Origin of the sequence: Mesorhizobium sp. B3-1-7 (genome assembly GCF_006439385.1) — a bacterium.
GTDB lineage: Bacteria > Pseudomonadota > Alphaproteobacteria > Rhizobiales > Rhizobiaceae > Mesorhizobium.
Genome location: NZ_VFTL01000030.1, coordinates 38,674 through 55,851 on the forward strand (window position 1 = coordinate 38,674; position 17,178 = coordinate 55,851).

The following is a 17,178-nucleotide window of genomic DNA, read 5'->3' on the forward strand; positions in this document are numbered from 1 at the left end:
CAGATTTCCCTGCTGCCCCAGTCCCTCAACCCCTTACCGTCTCACTGCCCGCCCATCTCCTTCTTGAACTGCTCGAAGTCGACCTGCATGCCGTTGAAGATGGTGCTCCAGTGGCGGGTCAGAGCCGCCATGGCGACGGCTTCCTGGATCTCCTCGTCGGTGGCGCCGGCGCGCTTGGCGTCCTGCGTGTCCGACCAGATGCAGTAGCTGCAGGGAATCTGCGCCGCGACCGCCAGCGAGATCAGCGACTTGACCTTCGGCGGCAGCGCCGTCTTGTCGCTGAGCTCGATGGCCTTGACCTCGGCCCATGCGCCGGGCAGACCGGCCTTGGGAAACTGTTTGATGAAGCTCGGCACGCCACCCATCGTCGACTGGATGTCCTTCAGCGTCGCATCGTAATCGTCGGCATTGGCAAGCAACGGCGTCGCGAGCATGGCAAGCGAGCCCAGAACGACGGCGCGGCTCAATCTGACTGCGAGAAAGGCAAACATCGGAATTCCTCCTTGCTGTGGTTGACGCGCCGGCAATCGGCCGCGTGACCTAGACAGGATGATGGGGCGGATCGAAAAGTTCGCTGGGCCGGCGAACTTCACGAAGATGTCATTCCTCGAGGCGCGGCGGCCGTTCGCAGGTGTGGACGCGCATCATGCGCACCTGGCGCTCGCCGTGGATCAAAACGATGGCGAAGCTTGGCGGGCAATGGAACGGGTTCTCGGGTGGGTTGACGAAATCACCCTCGAGCACGGTGACGTTGGCGCTGACCAGTGCCCGCACCGGCTCATGGCGAACCCCGGCGCCAACATCCTCGTCGATGGCCTCGCCGAACAGATGGCGCCCAATGCCGCGCGGCCCGCCGGCGAAGGCGATGTCGAGCTCCTCGGCATAGTGGGAAAGCACACGCTCCTTGCCGCCGCGCTGCAGCGAGCGGTATTCCTCGGTGTAGAAAGCCAGCCGCTCCGCCACCAGCTTCTGATGCTCCCTGTCGGGCAGGCCGGCCGATGCAAGCAGCAGCTCCGAAAGCCTGATCTTGGCGTCAGCCAGCCGGCTGCGCACGGTACCCACCGGCACGCCCAGAACGGTCGATATCTCCTCGTAGCCCGGCGAGCTGCCGAAATAGCGCAGCATCACGGTAGCGCGTTGCATTTCCGGCAGATGCGCCAGCGCAGCCCACACCCAGTCGCGCAGGTCGCGGCTTTCGATGCGGCTCTCGATGCGTTCCTCGTCGGCAAGCTCGCGGAATGCGCGCTCGGTTTCGGCGGGTCCGGCACAGGGCCGGCGCCGTCGCAGCGCCATCAGGCAATGGTTCCTGAGAATCGAATGCAGCCAGCCGCCGACGGCGGCGGGATCGCGAAGGCCGTCCAGCCGGACGAGCGCGGTGAGGAACGTGTCGTGGACCGCGTCCTCGGCATCGCCGGTGTAGCCCAGCATCGACAGGGCCATGGCATGGAGTTGCGGACGGTAGCGCTCGAACAACAGGCCGAAACCGTTCGCCTCGCCGAAGCGCGCAGCCATCACCAGCGCCGCATCGGGCTGGCCTCGACCGCGATCAAAACTGGCTTGCCCCATGGCCTGATCCCCTTTCCTGATCATATCACAAAGGACAGGATGCGATGAGCGACCGGAAAGTTCGGATGCCTGTATTCATCGACCCGAACTCGTCTAATTCAGCGACAGCGCCGTCCGGAACTCCTGGGTCGAGTTGCGGCTGGGATAGGGTTCGTCCGGCACGGGAATGCCTAGATGGGCGCAAAGCGGCGCCCAGCCGTCGCCGAGCTTGTGGACCAGCAGACGTTCGGCCGGCACGGTATTCAGCACCGCCTCGACATTGTCCCGATAGATCGCGATCGCGTGGGCGCGATCCTGCGGGCGGCCGTCAAAAACCTGTTTCGAAACGAGCGAGACGCCGAGCGAGTCATGGTCCGTGCTGCCGGCGATGGCGGGCAGGAGCGTCTTTTCGAAACTCTCCCACCAGCTTTCGGGCGAGCGCCAGGTTAGGATGACGCGCGCCTGGGGATAGATCTCGATCAGCTCGCGCCAGTAATGCGCCGAGGGCCAGTCGACGCAGGATTTATAACCGGCAAAGAGCCTGTCCCAGTCTGGCACGGCGCCCTTGGCCAGCGCCCGCCAGAGCGCCTTCTGCTCCTCATGCGCCATCACCTCCGACATATGATGGCAAGGGCCGAAACCGAGCATGGTCAGCGCCTCGCGCATCGAATCCGTCCCGGTCCGGCCAAAGCCGGTTCCAATCACCTTGAGCGACATTTCCCCTCCTCCACTTCTCCACGTCTTCCAGCGGCTACGATCAGGGCGGCGGTGTGCGCTAGATCGCGGCGGCTGGTGACATGGATGGCGACGTGGAAGAGATCGCGCGACTTCTGCGGCAGTGGTGCCTCCGCGCCGGCGTGCAGCACGATCAGCGTCCGGCCGCCGGCGCCAAGCTCCGCCATGGTGGCGTCTTCGCCAAGCAGCGCCAACCCGAGCGCGTCGCGCCAGACATTCAAGGCCGCCGGCATGTCGGTCACCCTGAGATGGACCGGCCCGAGCCGGGTCACTGGAGACAGCAATCCTTCATCCATCGTCGTCTGTCCGATTGCGGCCAATGACATATTAGTTGTGAATGAAAAGCCTGTCGCGCTCCAAGTTCGGGTTGACCCCTTCCCGGCGGGCAGCGACTATTGCGACGGCCGGTTTTTCTGGAATTGGTTCAGCAGGAGGAGATCGCATGGACGAGACCGAACAGTGGCGCAACATGGCGAGCGCGCCGCGGGACGGCAGCCGCATCCTGGTGACGGTGCGCTCCTCCGAACAGGGGCCGGCCGAGGTCGACATGGCCTACTGGTCGCGCGCCGACCAATTCGGCGAGGAAGGCTGGCGGGCGTCGGACTCCTCGCCCGGCCGCATCGTCGAATATGCCGAGCCGGAGCTCAGATGCTGGATGCCGCTGCCGACCGCAGGACGCGGGTCGATGCCGAGCCCATGGGAGGGCGAGGATGTGCCGCTGGTGGACGGAGACGGCATTTAGGGTGAAGCCCGCCGTGTATCGGAAGGCAGGCTTTCAAAGCCGAAACGAGGCGGGTCCTCGCCCGGCACGCCGGCGAGAGAGCGCTGCGCGGGCCGACGCCGCCAAGGCAAGAAGCCGGCTCACGAGCATTGGCAGACTTATCCTGGGGGCGCCGGGAAACCGTTGAGCTAGCTGCCGCTCCAAGTACCGCGCCTGGGCGATGTCGTGACGAAAGATTGCGGGTGGGTTGCCTTGGGGCCGGTAGAAACCGTCATCTTGCCGGAAGGGCCAGTCGGTCGGGCTGAATGGCAGCATTGACGTCTCCCACGTTTCAGGTTCGGCCAACTCTCTGGCGCGACCGTGATAAAGCTGGAGAGGGCAGCGTGATCGAAACGTGAAAAAGACCGCTTGGGACAGATAGCGGTTGAATTAGCAGGGGCGAAGCGAAAGAATTGCCATAACCGTGGCCGGGGCCGAACTCAATGATAGGGCCTCATCTTTATCTTCTGGGCGGATTTGATCTCGCCGGTACTGGCGCGGCTGCTCCAACCTTGAGCCGTAAGGCACGGGCGATGATGGCCTATCTCGCCCTGCAAGCCGGACAGGCACAATCGCGCGAGAAGCTGGCCGCCCTACTTTGGAGCTTGAATGGCGAAACCCAGGCCCGGATGAGCCTCAGGCAAGCCGTTTCGGCCATCCGAAAGGCCATGCACAAGTGCGGCAGCGGACGGTTTGTGACGGACGGCGCCAGTGTCGCCCTGTATCTCGACGAGATCGACTTCGATGTCGCCCGGTTCGAGACGCTTGCGACAGGATCGTCGCCCGAACACCTCGAGCAGGCACTCGCCGTCTACCGCGGCGAGCTGCTCGATGGTCTTGGCTTGAAAGAGGAGCCGTTCGAGGACTGGCTTCGAGTTGAACGCGAGCGCCTGAGAACGATCGCGGTTGCAGCGCTGGACAGGCTGGTGGCGCATTACAGCGCGTCGAACGACCTTTCATCCTGTGCGCGCACGGCTGCGCGACTGCTCGCAATGGAGCCTCTGCGCGAAGATATCCACCGGGCATTGATGAGAGCCTATGCCGCGCAGGGCCGCATCAACCTTGCTCTTAAACAGTATGAGCTCTGCCGTGAGGCGCTGGAGAGAGATCTCGGACTGCCGCCAGAACTGGAAACGCGCCAACTGTACGAGGCTCTGCGGACACGCCGGATGAGTTCATCGCCCTACTCGAAGCGTCCGGTTGCGGCCGCCGAGCCGGCGGCCGGTTCGGGGGCAAATGCCGGTGGGAGCCTTTCCGGCGGCGAGCCGATTCCACCGACCACCCGTTACGTCAAATCGGCAGGAATCAACATTGCCTATCAGGTGACCGGCGAAGGGCTGATTGACCTCATATACGTGCCCGGCTGGGTCTCCAATCTCGACCTTGCCTGGGGCTCGCCGCGCTTCGCGCATGTGCTCAAGCGGCTCGGCACCTTTTCACGCCTGATCCGATTCGACAAACGCGGCACCGGTCTATCCGACCGCAATGTCGGCCTGCCGACGCTGGAAGAGCGCATGGAGGATGTGCGTGCGGTACTGGACGCAGTCGGCTCCACGCGAGCGGTGTTGTTCGGCAGCTCGGAGGGCGGTCCGATGTGCATGCTTTTCGCCACCACCTATCCCGAGCGTACGTCCGCGCTGGTGCTTAACGGAACCTACGCCAAGGGCACTTGGTCAAAAGAGTATCCCTGGGCAAGAACTGTAGCGCAGGTGGACGACGATGTAGCGGCCATGGAGCGGCAATGGGGCAAGCCCGCCGACATGAGCAATGCAGCGCCGAGCCTGACCGAAAACATGGTCGAACGCGAATGGTTCGCCGCCTATCTCCGGAATTCGGCCTCGCCCGCCGATGCAATCGCGCTCTGGCGCTGGGGTACCGAAGTCGACGTTCGCGACATCCTGCCGGCGATCCGCGTCCCGACGCTGGTCGTGCAGAGGACGGACGACCGTTGGGTACGCCCAGAGGAAGGGCGCTATTTGGCAACCCACATCCAAGGCGCCAGATACGTCGAGCTGGCCGGCAGAGACCACGTGATCTGGGGTGAAGATTGCGACCGCCTGGTTGACGAGATACGAAGCTTCGTCGCCGGATTGACGTCCCGAAAGACCATCTCTGCGCTCACCGGATGAGCGGCGGCATGTCGTCGGCAGAACTGCTCAAAGGGGCGCAGCGCCTCAGAACAAGAACGCCGCCGTGGTCGGATCAGGTCCCGTCCGGCCGTCGGCCGAATCCAGACCGTGAACGGTCTGCATGTCGTCCGCGTCCAACTCGAAACCGAAGACGTCGAAATTGCCGGCGATACGCTCCTGGTGGATCGACTTCGGAATGACGATCAGCCCTTTCTGCAAATGCCAGCGGATGATGACCTGCGCCACCGACTTGCCGTGCTTCTTCGCCAGCTTCTCCAGCGTCGGGTCGGAAAGCAGCCGGCCGCTGCCCAGCGGGCTCCAGCTCTCGATATGGATGTTGTGCTTCTCGTGGAACTCGCGCTTGTCGCGCTGCTGGAAGCGCGGGTGCAGTTCGATCTGGTTGACGACCGGCGTCACGCCGGTCTCGCCGATGATGCGCTCCAGATGGTCCTGGTTGAAGTTCGACACGCCGACCGATTTTATCCGGCCGGCCTTCTGGAGCTCGACCAGCGTCTTCCAGGCCTCGACATATTTGTTCTGGCTGGGCACCGGCCAGTGGATGAGGAAGAGGTCGATCTTGTCGATGCCGAGCTTTTGCATCGTATCGTCGAAGGCGCGCAGCGCTGCGTCACGCTGATGCGCGCCGTTGCGGAGCTTGGAGGTGATGAAGAGTTCGGATCGCGGCACGCCGGCGGCGCGGATCGCCTCGCCGACGCCTTCCTCGTTGCGATAACCCTCGGCGGTGTCGATCAGCCGGTAGCCGGCCCCGACGCCCCAGCGAACGACCTTGGCGGTGATGTCGGGATCGACCTGCCACACACCGAGCCCGATTTGGGGGATGGCGGCGCCGTCGTTCAATGTGAGCTGTTCGGGCATGGGGAATCCTTTTGGGAGGGAGGGTGATGCCGACTATGTAGGCCGTGGGTTGGGGAATGCCAGTCGGGGTGGAGCTGGCGCCGCCGGCAGTTGCGGCGCCTCAGCCCCTCGCCCCGAACCGCAACCCATCCATCAAAAGCTTCACCAGCCGCCCCGACCGTTCTCGCCAGTCCGGCGTGTTCGGCGCTGAGTAGATGCCGCCCAGCGCGTGCATCACATCGGAAGCGTCGACGTCGGCGCGGATTTTCCCCGAGGCGGCGGCGGCCTCGATCAGGCCTCGCATGGCGCCGGAGACGCGGCCGGACGTGTCGGAGAACAGCGTCGAGTTGGTGGTGAGCAATAGGCGCAGGCTGGTGGCGAGGCCACGCTTGGTGGCGATGTAGTCGACGAAGCGCTGCATCCAGAGCTCCAGCGCGACATCGGCCGGATGCTCGCGCGCCAGTTCGTCAGCCGCCTGGCAGAGCCCTTCCACCTCGCGGCGGTAGACCACCTCGACCAGATGCTCGCGCGTCGGGAAGTGGCGGTAGAGCGTGCCGATGCCGACCCCCGCCCGCTTGGCGATCTCCTCCAGCGAGGCATCGACGCCGTCGCTCGCGAAAGTCTGCGCCGCCACCTCGACCAGTCTGTCGCGGTTGCGTTGCGCATCGGCGCGCAGCGGCTTTGGCGCCTGCGCGTCGCGCGTCGCTTCAGCGGTCATTTCCCGGTCGGACACTTTTTTCTCCACCAATGCAATATGGGGGGTTGAACCATGACTGGCCAGACCCCAATTAAATAAACGGAGGCACCTCCGTTTTAGTGGAGTGGCTTTATCATATAACCAGGGGAAGCGGTATGTCACGTAAAGAAGGACGGAAAGCTTTCCCTGCCCGCTGGAGACGGGCGCGTTCTGCGACGCCTGTGGTTGGCGAATCCGCTCGTGAGTTCGTCATCCTGGGGCGAAGCAAGGAGCGAAGCGACGCGGCGCAGAGCCGGGGATCCATGCCATTCCCTGCGAGCGCGGCTACGGTGCAGAATTCTGGCCTGCCGCGTTTCTCGGCAAACGTCACGGCATGGATCCTTGGGTCAAGCCCGAGGATGACGACCGCGAAGGTCGCGCCCAGGCTGCCGTTACCCTTGCCCCTCTCCTCCCAAGCCCCATTTCCATCCGCCTAGCGTCCAGCAATCGGAGCCCGACGCCCTATGACCAGCCAAACAATCATCGATCCTCCCGAAGACGGCCACGTCTTGAACGGCAAGGCCAGTCCCACCACGCTTTCCCTCAACCTCACCATCAACGGCCGCGACCATGCGCTCGACGTCGAGCCGCGCGTGACGCTGCTCGACGCGCTGCGCGACCGGCTGCATCTCAGCGGCACCAAGAAGGGCTGCGACCAGGGCCAGTGCGGCGCCTGCACCGTCCATGTCGACGGCGAGCGCGTGCTCGCCTGCCTGACCTTGGCGGCCCAGGTCGAAGGCCGCTCGATCACCACCATCGAAGGGCTCGCCGACGAGGACGGCACGCTGCACGCCGTGCAGGCCGCCTTCCTCGATCAGGACGCCTTCCAGTGCGGCTACTGCACGCCGGGGCAGATCATGTCGGCGGTGGCCTGCATCCGCGAGGGGCATGCCGGCTCCGACGAAGAGATCCGCGAATACATGGCGGGCAATCTTTGCCGCTGCGGCGCCTATCCGAACATCGTCGCCGCCGTCCGCCACGCCGCACAGGAGCTGCGCTCATGAGAGATTTTTCCTACCTCCGCGCTGACAGCGTGGAAGCCGCGCGCAACGCCGCCGCCCTTCCCGGCGCCATGCTGCTTGCCGGCGGCACGACGCTCATCGACCTCGCCAAATGCGGCGTCGCCGAACCTTCGACCGTCATCGACATCAGCCATATCGAAGGGCTCAACGCCATCGATGTCACCGCCGAGCGCGCGGTGATCGGCGCGCTGGCGAAGATGAGCCATGTCGCCGACAATGCCGAGGTGAAAAGCCTGTTCCCGGCCGTATCGGAAGCGCTCTGGCAGGCGGCCTCGGCGCAGCTGCGCAACATGGCGACCATCGGCGGCAACCTGATGCAGCGCACGCGCTGCCCCTATTTCCGCGATCCGCAAAACTTCCCGGCCTGCAACAAGCGCGCGCCGGGCAGCGGCTGCTCGGCGATCGGCGGGGTGACGCGCGGCCATGCGGTGCTCGGCGCGAGCGAAGCCTGCATCGCCACCTATCCGGGCGATCTGGCGGTGGCGCTCGTCGCCTTCGACGCCGAGGTCGATCTTGGCGAACGCAAGCTCAAGGTCGAGGACTTCTTCCTCGCCCCCGGCGCAACCGCCGAACAGGAGCACGACATCCGCCCCGGCGAGGTCATCACGGCCATCGAAATCCCCGGCTCGGCCGCGGCCAGGCGCTCGACTTACATCAAGGTGCGCGACCGCCAGTCCTATGAATTCGCCGCAGCCAGCGCAGCAGTAGGGCTGGAGCTCGAAGGCGACGGCCGCACCGTCCGCGACATCCGCGTCGCGCTCGGTGGCGTCGCCACCAAGCCGTGGCGCGTGCGCGCCGTCGAGGAGGCGCTGAAGGGCAAGGCGCTAGACGAAGCCACGGTCCGCGAGGCGAGCGTGCTCGCCATGGAGGGCGCCGTCGACCATGGCGCCAACCACTACAAGATCGCCTTGGCGCCGCGCGTGATCGCCCGCGCCATCCTCAAATTGGGAGAGACGGCATGACCGTTCATGACATGAAACACGCCGCGTCCGACAGCGCGCGCCTCGAAGCGGTCGGCGGGCGCCTGTCGCGCGTCGACGGCCCGGCCAAGATCACCGGTGCTGCGCACTACGCCGTCGAGCAACAGCTCGAAGGGCTGACGCATGCGGTGCTGGTCGGCGCGACCATCGCGGCCGGCAAGGTGACTGCCATCGACACCCGCGCGGCCGAGACCGCGCCGGGGGTGCTTGCCGTGCTGACTCCCGACACCATCATAGAGCTGAAGGGCGCATCGGACTGGCTCGGCAACCCGCCTTCACAGCCGACCTACGCGCCGCTCGTGCGCGAGGTCACCTTTTCCGGCCAGCATGTCGCGGCCGTGGTGGCCGAGACTTTCGAGCAGGCGGTGGCTGCGGCCGCACTCGTCAAGGTCTGGTATGACGAGAGCCCGGCCATCGTCGATCTTAGCGACGGCAAGGCAGGCGACGGCTTCCCGATCGACGCCATGACCAAGGAATGGGGCGACGCGCAAGCGGCGTTCGCCGCCGCACCCGTTCGCGTCTGCGCAGCCTATAACACGCCGCGCGAATTCCAGGCGGCGATGGAGCCGCATGGGTTGATCGCGCGGTGGGAGGGCGAGGAGCTGACCATCTGGGAGCCGAGCCAATGGCTCGACGGCATGGCCCGCACCTATGCCGAGTGGTTCGGCGTGCCGTTCGAGAATGTGCGGCTGGTCTCGCCCTATATCGGCGGCGGCTTCGGCTCCAAGGCGCTGGCGCTGGCGCACAGCGCGGTCGCGGCGGCTGCCGCCAGGATGCTCGGACGTCCGGTGAAGCTGGTGCTCAACCGTCCGCAGAATTTCACGTCCTATGGCGGCCGCGCCGCGACGCGGCAGACCGTTGCCATCGGCGCCGACAGAGACGGCAGGATCCAGTCGATCGTGCATCGCGGCGTCAACGAGACGGCCGTCGACGGCATGTGGGTCGAGCCGCTCGGCTCGGTCACCTCGATCATGTATGCCACGCCCAACTTCTCCTCGAAGCAGAATGTCGTGCGGGTCAACACGGTGGTGCCGGGAGCAAAACGCGCGCCGGGCGAGAACCCGAGCGCCTTCGGCATCGAATGCGCCATCGACGAGCTCGCCCATGAACTCGGGATCGATCCGCTGGAGATGCGGCTGATCAACTATGCCGAACAGGATCCGCATGCGAAGAAGGCATGGTCGACACGCCAGTTGCGCGAGGCGTTTGCCGCCGGCGCCGAAGCCTTCGGCTGGGCCAAGCGCTCGCCTCAGCCACGCTCGATGCGCGACGGCCGCCAGCTCATCGGCTGGGGCATGGCGGCCGGCACCTATCCGGTGCGGCGCGCGCATGGCGAGGCGGTGGTGAAGCTCATGGCCGATGGTTCGGTCGAGGTCGAAAGCTCCTCCATCGACATGGGCCAGGGCACTTACACGATCCTGGCGCAGACGGCGGCCGAAACGCTCGGCGTGCCAGTGGAGCATGTGTCGGTGAAGCTCGGCGACTCGCACTTCGCCCGCGCCGGTGTCACCGGCGGCTCGCGGCTTGCCGGCGTGATGACTGGCGCCGTCTACAAGGCGGCCGGCCAGGCGCTGGACGAGCTGATCGGGCTGGCGCTTTCCGACCCGCGCTCGCCCTTCCAGAAGCTGCAGGCAAATACACTGTCGGTAAAGGACGGCCGCATCGCCTCGCCGCGTGGCGAAGGGCCGGAGCTGTCGATCGCCGAGTTCATGGTGGCGATCGGCCGCGACCAGATCGAAGCCAAGGGCGACACGCTGCCGGCCAACACGACGCCGGAAGAGCGCTACAAGAACTACACCACGATAGCCATGTCGATCCCGCACACCGAAGGCGACTATTCGCGCCATTCCTGGTGCGCGCATTTCGTCGAGGTGCGCGTCGACGAGGATTTCGGCACGGTGCGCGTGTCGCGCGTCGTGTCGGCGCTGGACTCGGGCCGGCTCTACAACCCCAAGCTGGCGGAAAGCCAGTGGAAGGGCGGCATCATCATGGGCATCGGCCAGGCGCTGCTCGAAGAAGGCATCGTCGATCGCCGCCACGGCCGCATCGTCAACGGCAATTTCGCCGACTACATGCTGCCGACCAACGCCGATATCCCCGACATCCAGACGATCTCGGTCGGCATCCCCGACCCGCACTCCTCCGCCCTTGGGGGCAAGGGCGTGGGCGAACTGGCAATCGTCGGCATCGCGCCGGCGATTGCCAACGCAGTGTTCCATGCGACGGGCAAGAGGATAAGGGATTTGCCGATCACGCTGGAGAAATTGATCGAGTAATTTTCCGCTCAAGGTAGAGGCTACGGCTCCGTCGCTTTCGCCAAATCCCGACGACCTCGCAGTCGGCCCTTCCACCAGATCGAAGAAACCTGCTTTGGCAACGAAACAGCTGGGGCGATGACAGAACCCGCAACAACAGTCCGACCAGTTCGGCGGGCCGGCCAATGCCCGACGGCAAGCGGCCAGGCCCTGGAGGCTGGAACCGCATCCATCTGATCGTCGAGGATCTTGCGGAGGAGGTTGACCGGTTGCGGGCGGCGAGTCTCAGCTTCCGCAATGAAATCGTCCCGGGTCCAGGCGGATCGCAGATATTGCTGATCGATCCGTCCGGCAATCTGGCGGAGCTGTTTCAGCCGGTCCGGTGAGGGTGCTTGTCGCCGGAAGACAGCGGAACAGCACCCCACGCGATGTAGGCGGCACCGATCATTTCACGCTCAAATTCTTCACCTCGTTGGGCCGGTAGGTGTCCATGGCCGCGCCGTTGCGATCCTCCTCCAACAGCGACTTGCTGCCGAAGGAGGCGCGCAGGCCCACCAGGTATTTGTGGGTCTCGCCGAGGTCGGTTGAACCGATCTTCATCTGCTCCAATTGATAGCGCGCGAACACTGACCACGGTGTGTCGTTGAACCGGTACATGGCCTGGAGAGCGCCGCCGGATACGTCCAGGTTCACCCCCTGGTCCGTTCTGCTGAAGCTGAGTTCCGCATCCAGGCGAAGGTTATCCTGGACGAAGTAGCGTGCGACGGCGCGGACGTTCCATTGGTCGGAGTTGAGGGAATCCTCGTTTGCCCGGCCAAAGGCCGCCTGGCCGTAAAGGGTAAGATTGCCAAAGTAGATCTGGGCTTCCGGACCGACCGCCCAGGAACTCGCCTTCCCGTCGAAATCGCCAAAGTCCACCGACGTATAAGTCGCGAACACACCGGCGGCAAATCTGTCGGGGTCCCGGTAGTATCCGTGGATCGCGCCGCCAACGCCGCCCCAATGAGCGAAATCGTCGTCCCAGATCCGGTCATAGGTGAGGTCGCCCTGGAAGTTCCAGCGCTGGGCGAACGGAATGTTGACGCGGGCGGCGCCCCCTGCGGCGTGCACGGTGTCGCCGATGCTGGTAAAGCGAAGCCCGCCCAGGTAGATCTCGCCGTAGCCGGAAATATGCGGCGTCACCACCGTCTCTCCGGCCAGCGGCTGCGGTGCGTCGGCGGCGTACGCGAACGTCGTGGCGACCAGCGACGCAGCGATGATTGAAAAGCGATGCATTAGGAGCCCCCGAATTCGAATATGCGTCCTGCGGTCCGGACGAATGCCGGGCTCGGTCTTGCATTGTTCGCCGTCCGGCGTCTTGGGCTGGATCGCAGCGGAATTGTCCTGGAAAGCGCTGCCGCACTTGACGCGCCAGTGTGGCCATCCGGCCACCAGCCGACCGGCCTGCTCATTCCTGTCGCCTTTCCCCCCGCCACAAGCAAACCCCGGTGCGAGGCCAGGGTTTCGTGCGGTCTGTCGGATCAGAACTTGTAGCTGAGGCCGACCCGCAGATCGTGCGTCTTGAGATCGACGCTCGTCGCCGTGGGAAGACCGGATGCGATCGAGAGAGCCTTGCTGCCGAAATCGGAGTAGCGGTACTCGACCCGAGCGATCCATTTATCGGTGAAGGCGTGCTCGACGCCGGCTCCAACCGTCCAGCCAACATGGGTGTCGTCGTGGAGCGGTATGTCACCACTGGAGGTGCCGGTGATGCCGATAATTTCATACTTGGCCGCGGCCACGCCCGCAGTGATGTAAGGCAACGTCCGATCGAACGCATAGCCGGCGCGCAGCCGCGCCGACCCCGACCACTGGAGTTCGCTCTTAAGAATAGTGCTGCCGCCATTGGCAAGGGTCGTCAGTCCTTCGACGTTACTGTACGTGATGTCCGCCTCAACACCGAGCACGAAGCGGTTCGCCATCTCCTGATTGAAGCCGATATGGATGCCGCCAATGAAACCGTCCGGATCGACAGGAGCGTTAATATCGGTGCCCCCAATACCACCGCCAGAGATGAAGAGATTGGATTTTCCGGCAGCGTAACCGAAGTGAACGCCGGCATAGAGCCCGGACCAGTGGTAATCGGCGGCAATGGGCAAGGTTTCATTGATGTCCGCCGCGGGCGCCATGCCGACAGATGCGAGAATAACGGCCGTAGCGAGAAGAATCGTTTTCATTGTTGTTTGCTGCCCCCAGGGTGTTGCGCTACCCCGCTGCCGAAATGCTCAGCGGGATCCAGTTAACGTCAAGAGCCCCGATGTTGCATTGTTCGCAGCCCGCGTCTTGGGCTGCACCGCACTGGAATTGTCCCGGAAAGCGCTGCCGCGCATGTCCGGCCAGTGTGGCAGTTCGGCATCAGCCGACAGGCGCGCGCTCACACCCGGCGACCGCGGCATTGGCGCCTCCCCGGCTCACGTCGGCCGGCGTTTTTTCGTTTCCGGCACAAGCAAGAAACCCGGCGCGAGGCCGGGTTCCTACCTGTTCGCGCAAACAGAGATCAGCATTGCTACGCGCTAGCCCTGGCCGGCGAACTATCTGGCGCTGCTCGGCGTCGAGCCGAAGCGGCGGCGGAAGCAGCGGTTGAAATAGGAGACGTCTGAGAAGCCGCTCAGCAGCGCGATCTCGCTGATGCGCATACGGTCGTTGCGCCTGTCGGAAAGCATGCGATGGGCCCTTTGCAAACGCAATTCGAGAACGCGCTCGGCGAAGCTCACCCCGCTTTCCTGCAAGAGGTCATGGACATAGCGGGGCGAGAGCCGCAGCTGCTGGGCAACGCGCTGGGCCGAGATGGACGGATCGGCGAAATTGTTCCTGATCTTGTCGAGGATTGCCTGGAGCCTTGCCGCGCGCAGGCCGCGCATGCCAGCGAGCTCGGCGGGCTCGCCCTTGGCGCCGGTTACCAGGCCGATCAGATCGACGATCGTTTCGGTGGCATGGGTGACAAGGTCCGGCGACACCAGAGCCGGACCAGCTTCCAGGAAGTTGCAATAGCGCCTGAGCATGCCGAGCGCCTCATTGTCGGCCGCCACGGTCAGTGCCAGCCGGTCCTCGACATGGGCGAAGGCACTCTCCAGGATCTCGCGCGGAACGACGATGTTGGCCCAGACATTGCTGTCGCCGCCGCTCATTTCCAGCGCCTCCGAGGCAGATACCAGCGCGGCTTCGCCCTTGCCCACGCTGTAGTCGCGGCCGGCCTGGGCGCCGCTCAGCCTGGTGTCGCCATGGTTGATCAAGAGGAGATAGCCGTCGCGGCCGTCGTCGGCGATGTTGCGGGCCTTGCGGCTGGCATGCCGGATGGTTCCGGCCATCTGCCCCAGCACCACCGGCCCGACGGGCGTGGCTTCGATCTCGGCCGCGAATGGCTGGTTGGCCGCGATGGCATATTCGACCGACCATATCTCGGCGACGTGGATGTCCTGCCAGAGCGCGAAGCGCGCGCGGTCGTCGAGATGCCCAGGCAGGTCGAGCGACGAGAAGACGTTCTTTTTCAAGAGCAACCTGGCCTTTCTGCGCGCGCGTCTTCACTTGGACGGGCACCGTATTGGACCAGTTCACATCTTGTCCAGAGCCGCAAAATATCTATGCATGCCAGGACAATTCCGTTGCTGTTCTGGACAAGAACTCACCCGAATTTCATCGACCCGATCGGAAAATTTCAAGAATACTCGGAAATGTCAGCTCGAATCGGCGGCGCCCTGTCGATCGTAGCGGAAAGCGGATCCAGGCTGTGGAGCCGGCGGCAAAGCCGCCAATCTCCCCCACGTGGGATCCCTCGTGGGGGAGATCAGTCGCCCATTCTCTTTCGCCAATCTCCAACGTCGGCTACCAGTCCAACCCGAACACCAGCTTGCGAAATGCAGGCCGCCGGCGGCCATGTGAGTGTAGGCCTCGGTTGCCTCGTTCTGCGAAAACACCTTGTCGACGACCGATCAGCTCCAGCAGCTTGCCGTCCCAGTCGGGTCGCGCGGTAATTGATCAGGTGATCGGCGCCGAGCGCCTTGGCCCGATCGAGCTTCTCGTCCGAGGACCAAGTAATGACGGTGGCCCCGGCCGCCTTGGCGAGCTGCAGCGTGAAGATCGAGACGCCGCCCGTGCCGAGCAGCACGACGACCGAGCCCGGCCCGACATCGGCGGCACGGAGCGCGTTCCAGGCAGTGGTGCCGGCGCTCGGCAAGGTCGAGGCTGCAATCCGCGCTTCGGAAAGGTGTTAAGCGCCATTTCCTTCGCATTCCCGAGGATGCCACGCCATCATAAGTCCTGTATGGTCGCCACATGTCTCGGAGGGCGACCATGCAAAACGGATTGGCAAAATTCATCATGGCTGCTCCCATCGCGGCCACCCTGCTGGCCGCAGCGCCCGCCCATGCCGCCTCCTGCGCCTGGTCCGCCAAGATGGAAGAAGACGAGGGCGGCAGCGTGATGACGGCGTCGGTCTGCGGGCCGAAGGGCGATGCGCATCTGATGCTGGCCTGCTTCGACAGACCGGTGCTGAGCTATGATCTGGGCGCCGCCGGCGGACAGCTCGAGCCCGGCATCAGCGGCTCCTTCACCTTCAAGGCCGGGGGCAAGAGCGTGACCAAAAAGCTCGAGCTCGAGGCGATGTACAATTACTTCACCGCCGAGCTCTCCGGTCCCGCCGACCCGTTGCTGGCGCTCTTGCGCGGCCAGGGCGAAGTGACGGTTTCCGCCGACAAATATGGCGCGGCAAGCTTTCCGCTGAAAGGCTCAGGCGCCGCAATCGGCAAGGTGCTGGCAGCGTGCGGCAAGGGTTCAGGCGGCGAGGCGGATTGATGCCTGAGCGCGCGCCGGCGCCCGCGCGTTCCATCGCTTTTCACGCCTTCCGTGGAAGCGGAATTGCTTGGAAGCCACCGTCTGGCACAGCCAGCCGCGTGGCGTCGCGTCCGCCTGCCTTGGCAGCGTAGAGCGCCTTGTCCGCCTGGACTGGCCGCGCGTGTTCTTGACGTAGCAGAAGTCCGGCGGCTGGGCGACGGCGGCGCGCAGCAGGTCACGCTCGTTGGTGACAAGCTGCGTGTGCAGCACGACGAGGCCGGCCACTTACGGTTGTTATGCGGTTGCGCGTCGGTGACCAGCCCCATGGCGAAACCTTTCGTCCCGCACCATATGAATCTCCGCCGGCGATGATTGCCCTCGCGACAAGCGTGATCGATCCCAGAATGCCGGCCAAGCGGTCCATCCCGGGCCGCCGACGCTCCTCGCGAGGCCCTTTGCGGCGTCGCGCGACCCTGTCACCGGCCGCGACACGGGAGCTTTATCCATGAATCCGATCAACCTTTTCCTCACCGCTGTCTTTGCGCTCATCGGCGCCGGCGCCGGCGCGCTTGCCGGGCCATGGGCGGGCGCGCCGTTCTTCGTCATCGCGGCGCTGATCGCCGCCTCGCTGAAGATGGCCAACACCTGGCAGCGCTTCGTCGTGCTGCGCGCCGGCAATCTGCTGGGTGTGCGCGGTCCCGGCCTGTTCATGATCGTACCGGTCCTCGACAATGTCGTGGCGGTCATCGACCAGCGCATCCAGACCACCGCCTTCAACGCCGAGGAGGCGCTGACCAGGGATACCGTGCCGGTGAATGTCGACGCCGTCATCTTCTGGCACGTCCATGACGCGCGCCAGGCGGCGCTGGAAATCACCAACTACCGCGAGGCGATCGACCGCGTGGCGCAGACCTCGCTGCGCGAGATGATCGGTTCCTCGATGCTCTCCTCGCTGCTTGCCGACCGTCAGGCCGCCGACGCGCATCTGCGCGACGTCATCGGCGCCAAGACGGCCCAATGGGGCATCACCGTGATGTCGGTCGAGATCCGTGACGTCGCCATCCCCGTGGCGCTGCAGGACGCCATGTCGCGCCAGGCACAGGCCGAGCGGGAGAAGGAAGCGCGCGTCATCCTGGGCTCAGCCGAGGCCGAAGTCGCGGCCAAGTTCGTCGAGGCCGCCACCACCTATGCCGACCATCCGGCGGCGCTGCAACTGCGCGCCATGAACATCATCTATGAGACGACCAAGGAGCGAGGCGCCACCATCCTGATCCCGACCGGGCTGGTGGACAGCCTCAACCCAGCAGCGGCACTGGTTCAGGCCGGCGTGCTGAAAAGCGCAGCGTAGGGAG

General features: G+C 64.8%; 17 protein-coding genes and 2 pseudogenes. 8 read left to right on the top strand and 11 right to left on the bottom strand.

Translation table 11 applies throughout. The features are described from left to right. Positions 1–41 precede the first annotated feature (41 nt). The 4 genes from FJ417_RS23340 to FJ417_RS23355 form a co-directional block, all read right to left on the bottom strand. Positions 42–491, bottom strand: a complete 450-nt coding sequence (locus tag FJ417_RS23340) for a carboxymuconolactone decarboxylase family protein (RefSeq protein ID WP_246672417.1) — start codon at positions 489–491, stop codon at positions 42–44. Positions 492–600: 109 nt separating this feature from the next. Further along, the gene (locus FJ417_RS23345) at positions 601–1,566 is read right to left on the bottom strand and encodes a sigma-70 family RNA polymerase sigma factor (protein ID WP_140645445.1); all 966 of its coding nucleotides are present in this window, start codon (positions 1,564–1,566) and stop codon (positions 601–603) included. 93 nt (positions 1,567–1,659) lie between these two features. Beyond that, on the bottom strand, positions 1,660–2,262 hold the full coding sequence (locus FJ417_RS23350) for a sulfotransferase family protein (RefSeq protein ID WP_140785057.1): 603 nt from the start codon (positions 2,260–2,262) through the stop codon (positions 1,660–1,662). Beyond that, the gene (locus FJ417_RS23355) at positions 2,247–2,576 is read right to left on the bottom strand and encodes a VOC family protein (protein WP_140785058.1); all 330 of its coding nucleotides are present in this window, start codon (positions 2,574–2,576) and stop codon (positions 2,247–2,249) included. Before FJ417_RS23355 ends, FJ417_RS23350 begins: the two co-directional genes overlap by 16 nt. A gap of 146 nt (positions 2,577–2,722) precedes the next feature. On the opposite strand from FJ417_RS23355, the gene FJ417_RS23360 reads away from it, so the two are divergent. Both FJ417_RS23360 and FJ417_RS23365 read left to right on the top strand, forming a co-directional pair. Next, positions 2,723–3,022 carry a hypothetical protein gene (locus FJ417_RS23360; protein WP_140710839.1) on the top strand — a complete coding sequence of 100 codons (300 nt, stop codon included), beginning with the start codon at positions 2,723–2,725 and terminating at the stop codon, positions 3,020–3,022. Between the two features lie 551 nt (positions 3,023–3,573). Next, positions 3,574–5,169, top strand: coding sequence for an alpha/beta fold hydrolase (locus tag FJ417_RS23365; RefSeq protein WP_246687526.1), 1,596 nt, complete (start codon positions 3,574–3,576; stop codon positions 5,167–5,169). 45 nt (positions 5,170–5,214) lie between these two features. Here the strand turns inward: FJ417_RS23365 and FJ417_RS23370 are convergent, their stop codons facing one another. After that, positions 5,215–6,045, bottom strand: coding sequence for an aldo/keto reductase (locus FJ417_RS23370; RefSeq protein WP_140785060.1), 831 nt, complete (start codon positions 6,043–6,045; stop codon positions 5,215–5,217). A 100-nt stretch (positions 6,046–6,145) separates the two neighbouring features. Beyond that, a complete protein-coding gene (locus FJ417_RS23375) occupies positions 6,146–6,742 on the bottom strand; it encodes a TetR/AcrR family transcriptional regulator (RefSeq protein WP_140645526.1) in 597 nt (198 codons plus the stop codon). A gap of 482 nt (positions 6,743–7,224) precedes the next feature. Here FJ417_RS23375 and FJ417_RS23385 point away from each other — a divergent pair, with 482 nt between their 5' ends. The 4 genes and pseudogenes from FJ417_RS23385 to FJ417_RS23400 all read left to right on the top strand — a co-directional run. After that, positions 7,225–7,764 carry a (2Fe-2S)-binding protein gene (locus FJ417_RS23385; protein WP_140785062.1) on the top strand — a complete coding sequence of 180 codons (540 nt, stop codon included), beginning with the start codon at positions 7,225–7,227 and terminating at the stop codon, positions 7,762–7,764. Then, on the top strand, positions 7,761–8,744 hold the full coding sequence (locus FJ417_RS23390) for a xanthine dehydrogenase family protein subunit M (RefSeq protein WP_140785063.1): 984 nt from the start codon (positions 7,761–7,763) through the stop codon (positions 8,742–8,744). The genes FJ417_RS23385 and FJ417_RS23390 overlap by 4 nt, the downstream gene beginning before the upstream one ends. Continuing rightward, the gene (locus FJ417_RS23395; RefSeq protein WP_140785064.1) at positions 8,741–11,038 is read left to right on the top strand and encodes a xanthine dehydrogenase family protein molybdopterin-binding subunit; all 2,298 of its coding nucleotides are present in this window, start codon (positions 8,741–8,743) and stop codon (positions 11,036–11,038) included. Before FJ417_RS23390 ends, FJ417_RS23395 begins: the two co-directional genes overlap by 4 nt. Positions 11,039–11,172: 134 nt before the next feature. Continuing rightward, positions 11,173–11,403, top strand: a pseudogene (locus FJ417_RS23400) (VOC family protein); the annotation flags it as partial. Between the two features lie 58 nt (positions 11,404–11,461). Here FJ417_RS23400 and FJ417_RS23405 read toward each other — a convergent pair. The 4 genes and pseudogenes from FJ417_RS23405 to FJ417_RS33960 form a co-directional block, all read right to left on the bottom strand. Continuing rightward, positions 11,462–12,448, bottom strand: coding sequence for a hypothetical protein (locus FJ417_RS23405; protein WP_140785065.1), 987 nt, complete (start codon positions 12,446–12,448; stop codon positions 11,462–11,464). Positions 12,449–12,537: 89 nt separating this feature from the next. Continuing rightward, on the bottom strand, positions 12,538–13,233 hold the full coding sequence (locus FJ417_RS23410) for an outer membrane protein (protein ID WP_140785066.1): 696 nt from the start codon (positions 13,231–13,233) through the stop codon (positions 12,538–12,540). Positions 13,234–13,587: 354 nt separating this feature from the next. Then, positions 13,588–14,547 carry an AraC family transcriptional regulator gene (locus tag FJ417_RS23415; RefSeq protein WP_140785067.1) on the bottom strand — a complete coding sequence of 320 codons (960 nt, stop codon included), beginning with the start codon at positions 14,545–14,547 and terminating at the stop codon, positions 13,588–13,590. Between the two features lie 331 nt (positions 14,548–14,878). Then, positions 14,879–15,242 (bottom strand): annotated as a pseudogene (locus FJ417_RS33960) (zinc-binding dehydrogenase); the annotation flags it as partial. 131 nt (positions 15,243–15,373) lie between these two features. Between FJ417_RS33960 and FJ417_RS23425 the strand changes: the two are divergent. After that, positions 15,374–15,847, top strand: coding sequence for a hypothetical protein (locus tag FJ417_RS23425; protein WP_246687527.1), 474 nt, complete (start codon positions 15,374–15,376; stop codon positions 15,845–15,847). Here the strand turns inward: FJ417_RS23425 and FJ417_RS23430 are convergent. Beyond that, complete coding sequence (locus FJ417_RS23430) at positions 15,827–16,111, bottom strand: hypothetical protein (protein WP_140645433.1); 285 nt, start codon at positions 16,109–16,111, stop codon at positions 15,827–15,829. The genes FJ417_RS23425 and FJ417_RS23430 overlap by 21 nt on opposite strands. 220 nt (positions 16,112–16,331) lie before the next feature. Here FJ417_RS23430 and FJ417_RS23435 point away from each other — a divergent pair, with 220 nt between their 5' ends. Further along, complete coding sequence (locus FJ417_RS23435) at positions 16,332–17,174, top strand: slipin family protein (RefSeq protein ID WP_140785068.1); 843 nt, start codon at positions 16,332–16,334, stop codon at positions 17,172–17,174. Positions 17,175–17,178 lie beyond the last annotated feature (4 nt).

Bases quoted from the DNA above. Each gene is read 5' to 3' on its own strand.
- FJ417_RS23435 (WP_140785068.1), top strand. From the start codon at position 16,332: ATGAATCCGATCAACCTTTTCCTCACCGCTGTCTTTGCGCTCATCGGC.
- FJ417_RS23390 (WP_140785063.1), top strand. From the start codon at position 7,761: ATGAGAGATTTTTCCTACCTCCGCGCTGACAGCGTGGAAGCCGCGCGC.
- FJ417_RS23395 (WP_140785064.1), top strand. From the start codon at position 8,741: ATGACCGTTCATGACATGAAACACGCCGCGTCCGACAGCGCGCGCCTC.
- FJ417_RS23355 (WP_140785058.1), bottom strand. From the start codon at position 2,576: ATGGATGAAGGATTGCTGTCTCCAGTGACCCGGCTCGGGCCGGTCCAT.
- FJ417_RS23385 (WP_140785062.1), top strand. From the start codon at position 7,225: ATGACCAGCCAAACAATCATCGATCCTCCCGAAGACGGCCACGTCTTG.
- FJ417_RS23375 (WP_140645526.1), bottom strand. From the start codon at position 6,742: ATGACCGCTGAAGCGACGCGCGACGCGCAGGCGCCAAAGCCGCTGCGC.
- FJ417_RS23410 (WP_140785066.1), bottom strand. From the start codon at position 13,233: ATGAAAACGATTCTTCTCGCTACGGCCGTTATTCTCGCATCTGTCGGC.
- FJ417_RS23425 (WP_246687527.1), top strand. From the start codon at position 15,374: ATGGCTGCTCCCATCGCGGCCACCCTGCTGGCCGCAGCGCCCGCCCAT.
- FJ417_RS23365 (WP_246687526.1), top strand. From the start codon at position 3,574: ATGATGGCCTATCTCGCCCTGCAAGCCGGACAGGCACAATCGCGCGAG.
- FJ417_RS23360 (WP_140710839.1), top strand. From the start codon at position 2,723: ATGGACGAGACCGAACAGTGGCGCAACATGGCGAGCGCGCCGCGGGAC.
- FJ417_RS23370 (WP_140785060.1), bottom strand. From the start codon at position 6,045: ATGCCCGAACAGCTCACATTGAACGACGGCGCCGCCATCCCCCAAATC.
- FJ417_RS23350 (WP_140785057.1), bottom strand. From the start codon at position 2,262: ATGTCGCTCAAGGTGATTGGAACCGGCTTTGGCCGGACCGGGACGGAT.
- FJ417_RS23340 (WP_246672417.1), bottom strand. From the start codon at position 491: ATGTTTGCCTTTCTCGCAGTCAGATTGAGCCGCGCCGTCGTTCTGGGC.
- FJ417_RS23345 (WP_140645445.1), bottom strand. From the start codon at position 1,566: ATGGGGCAAGCCAGTTTTGATCGCGGTCGAGGCCAGCCCGATGCGGCG.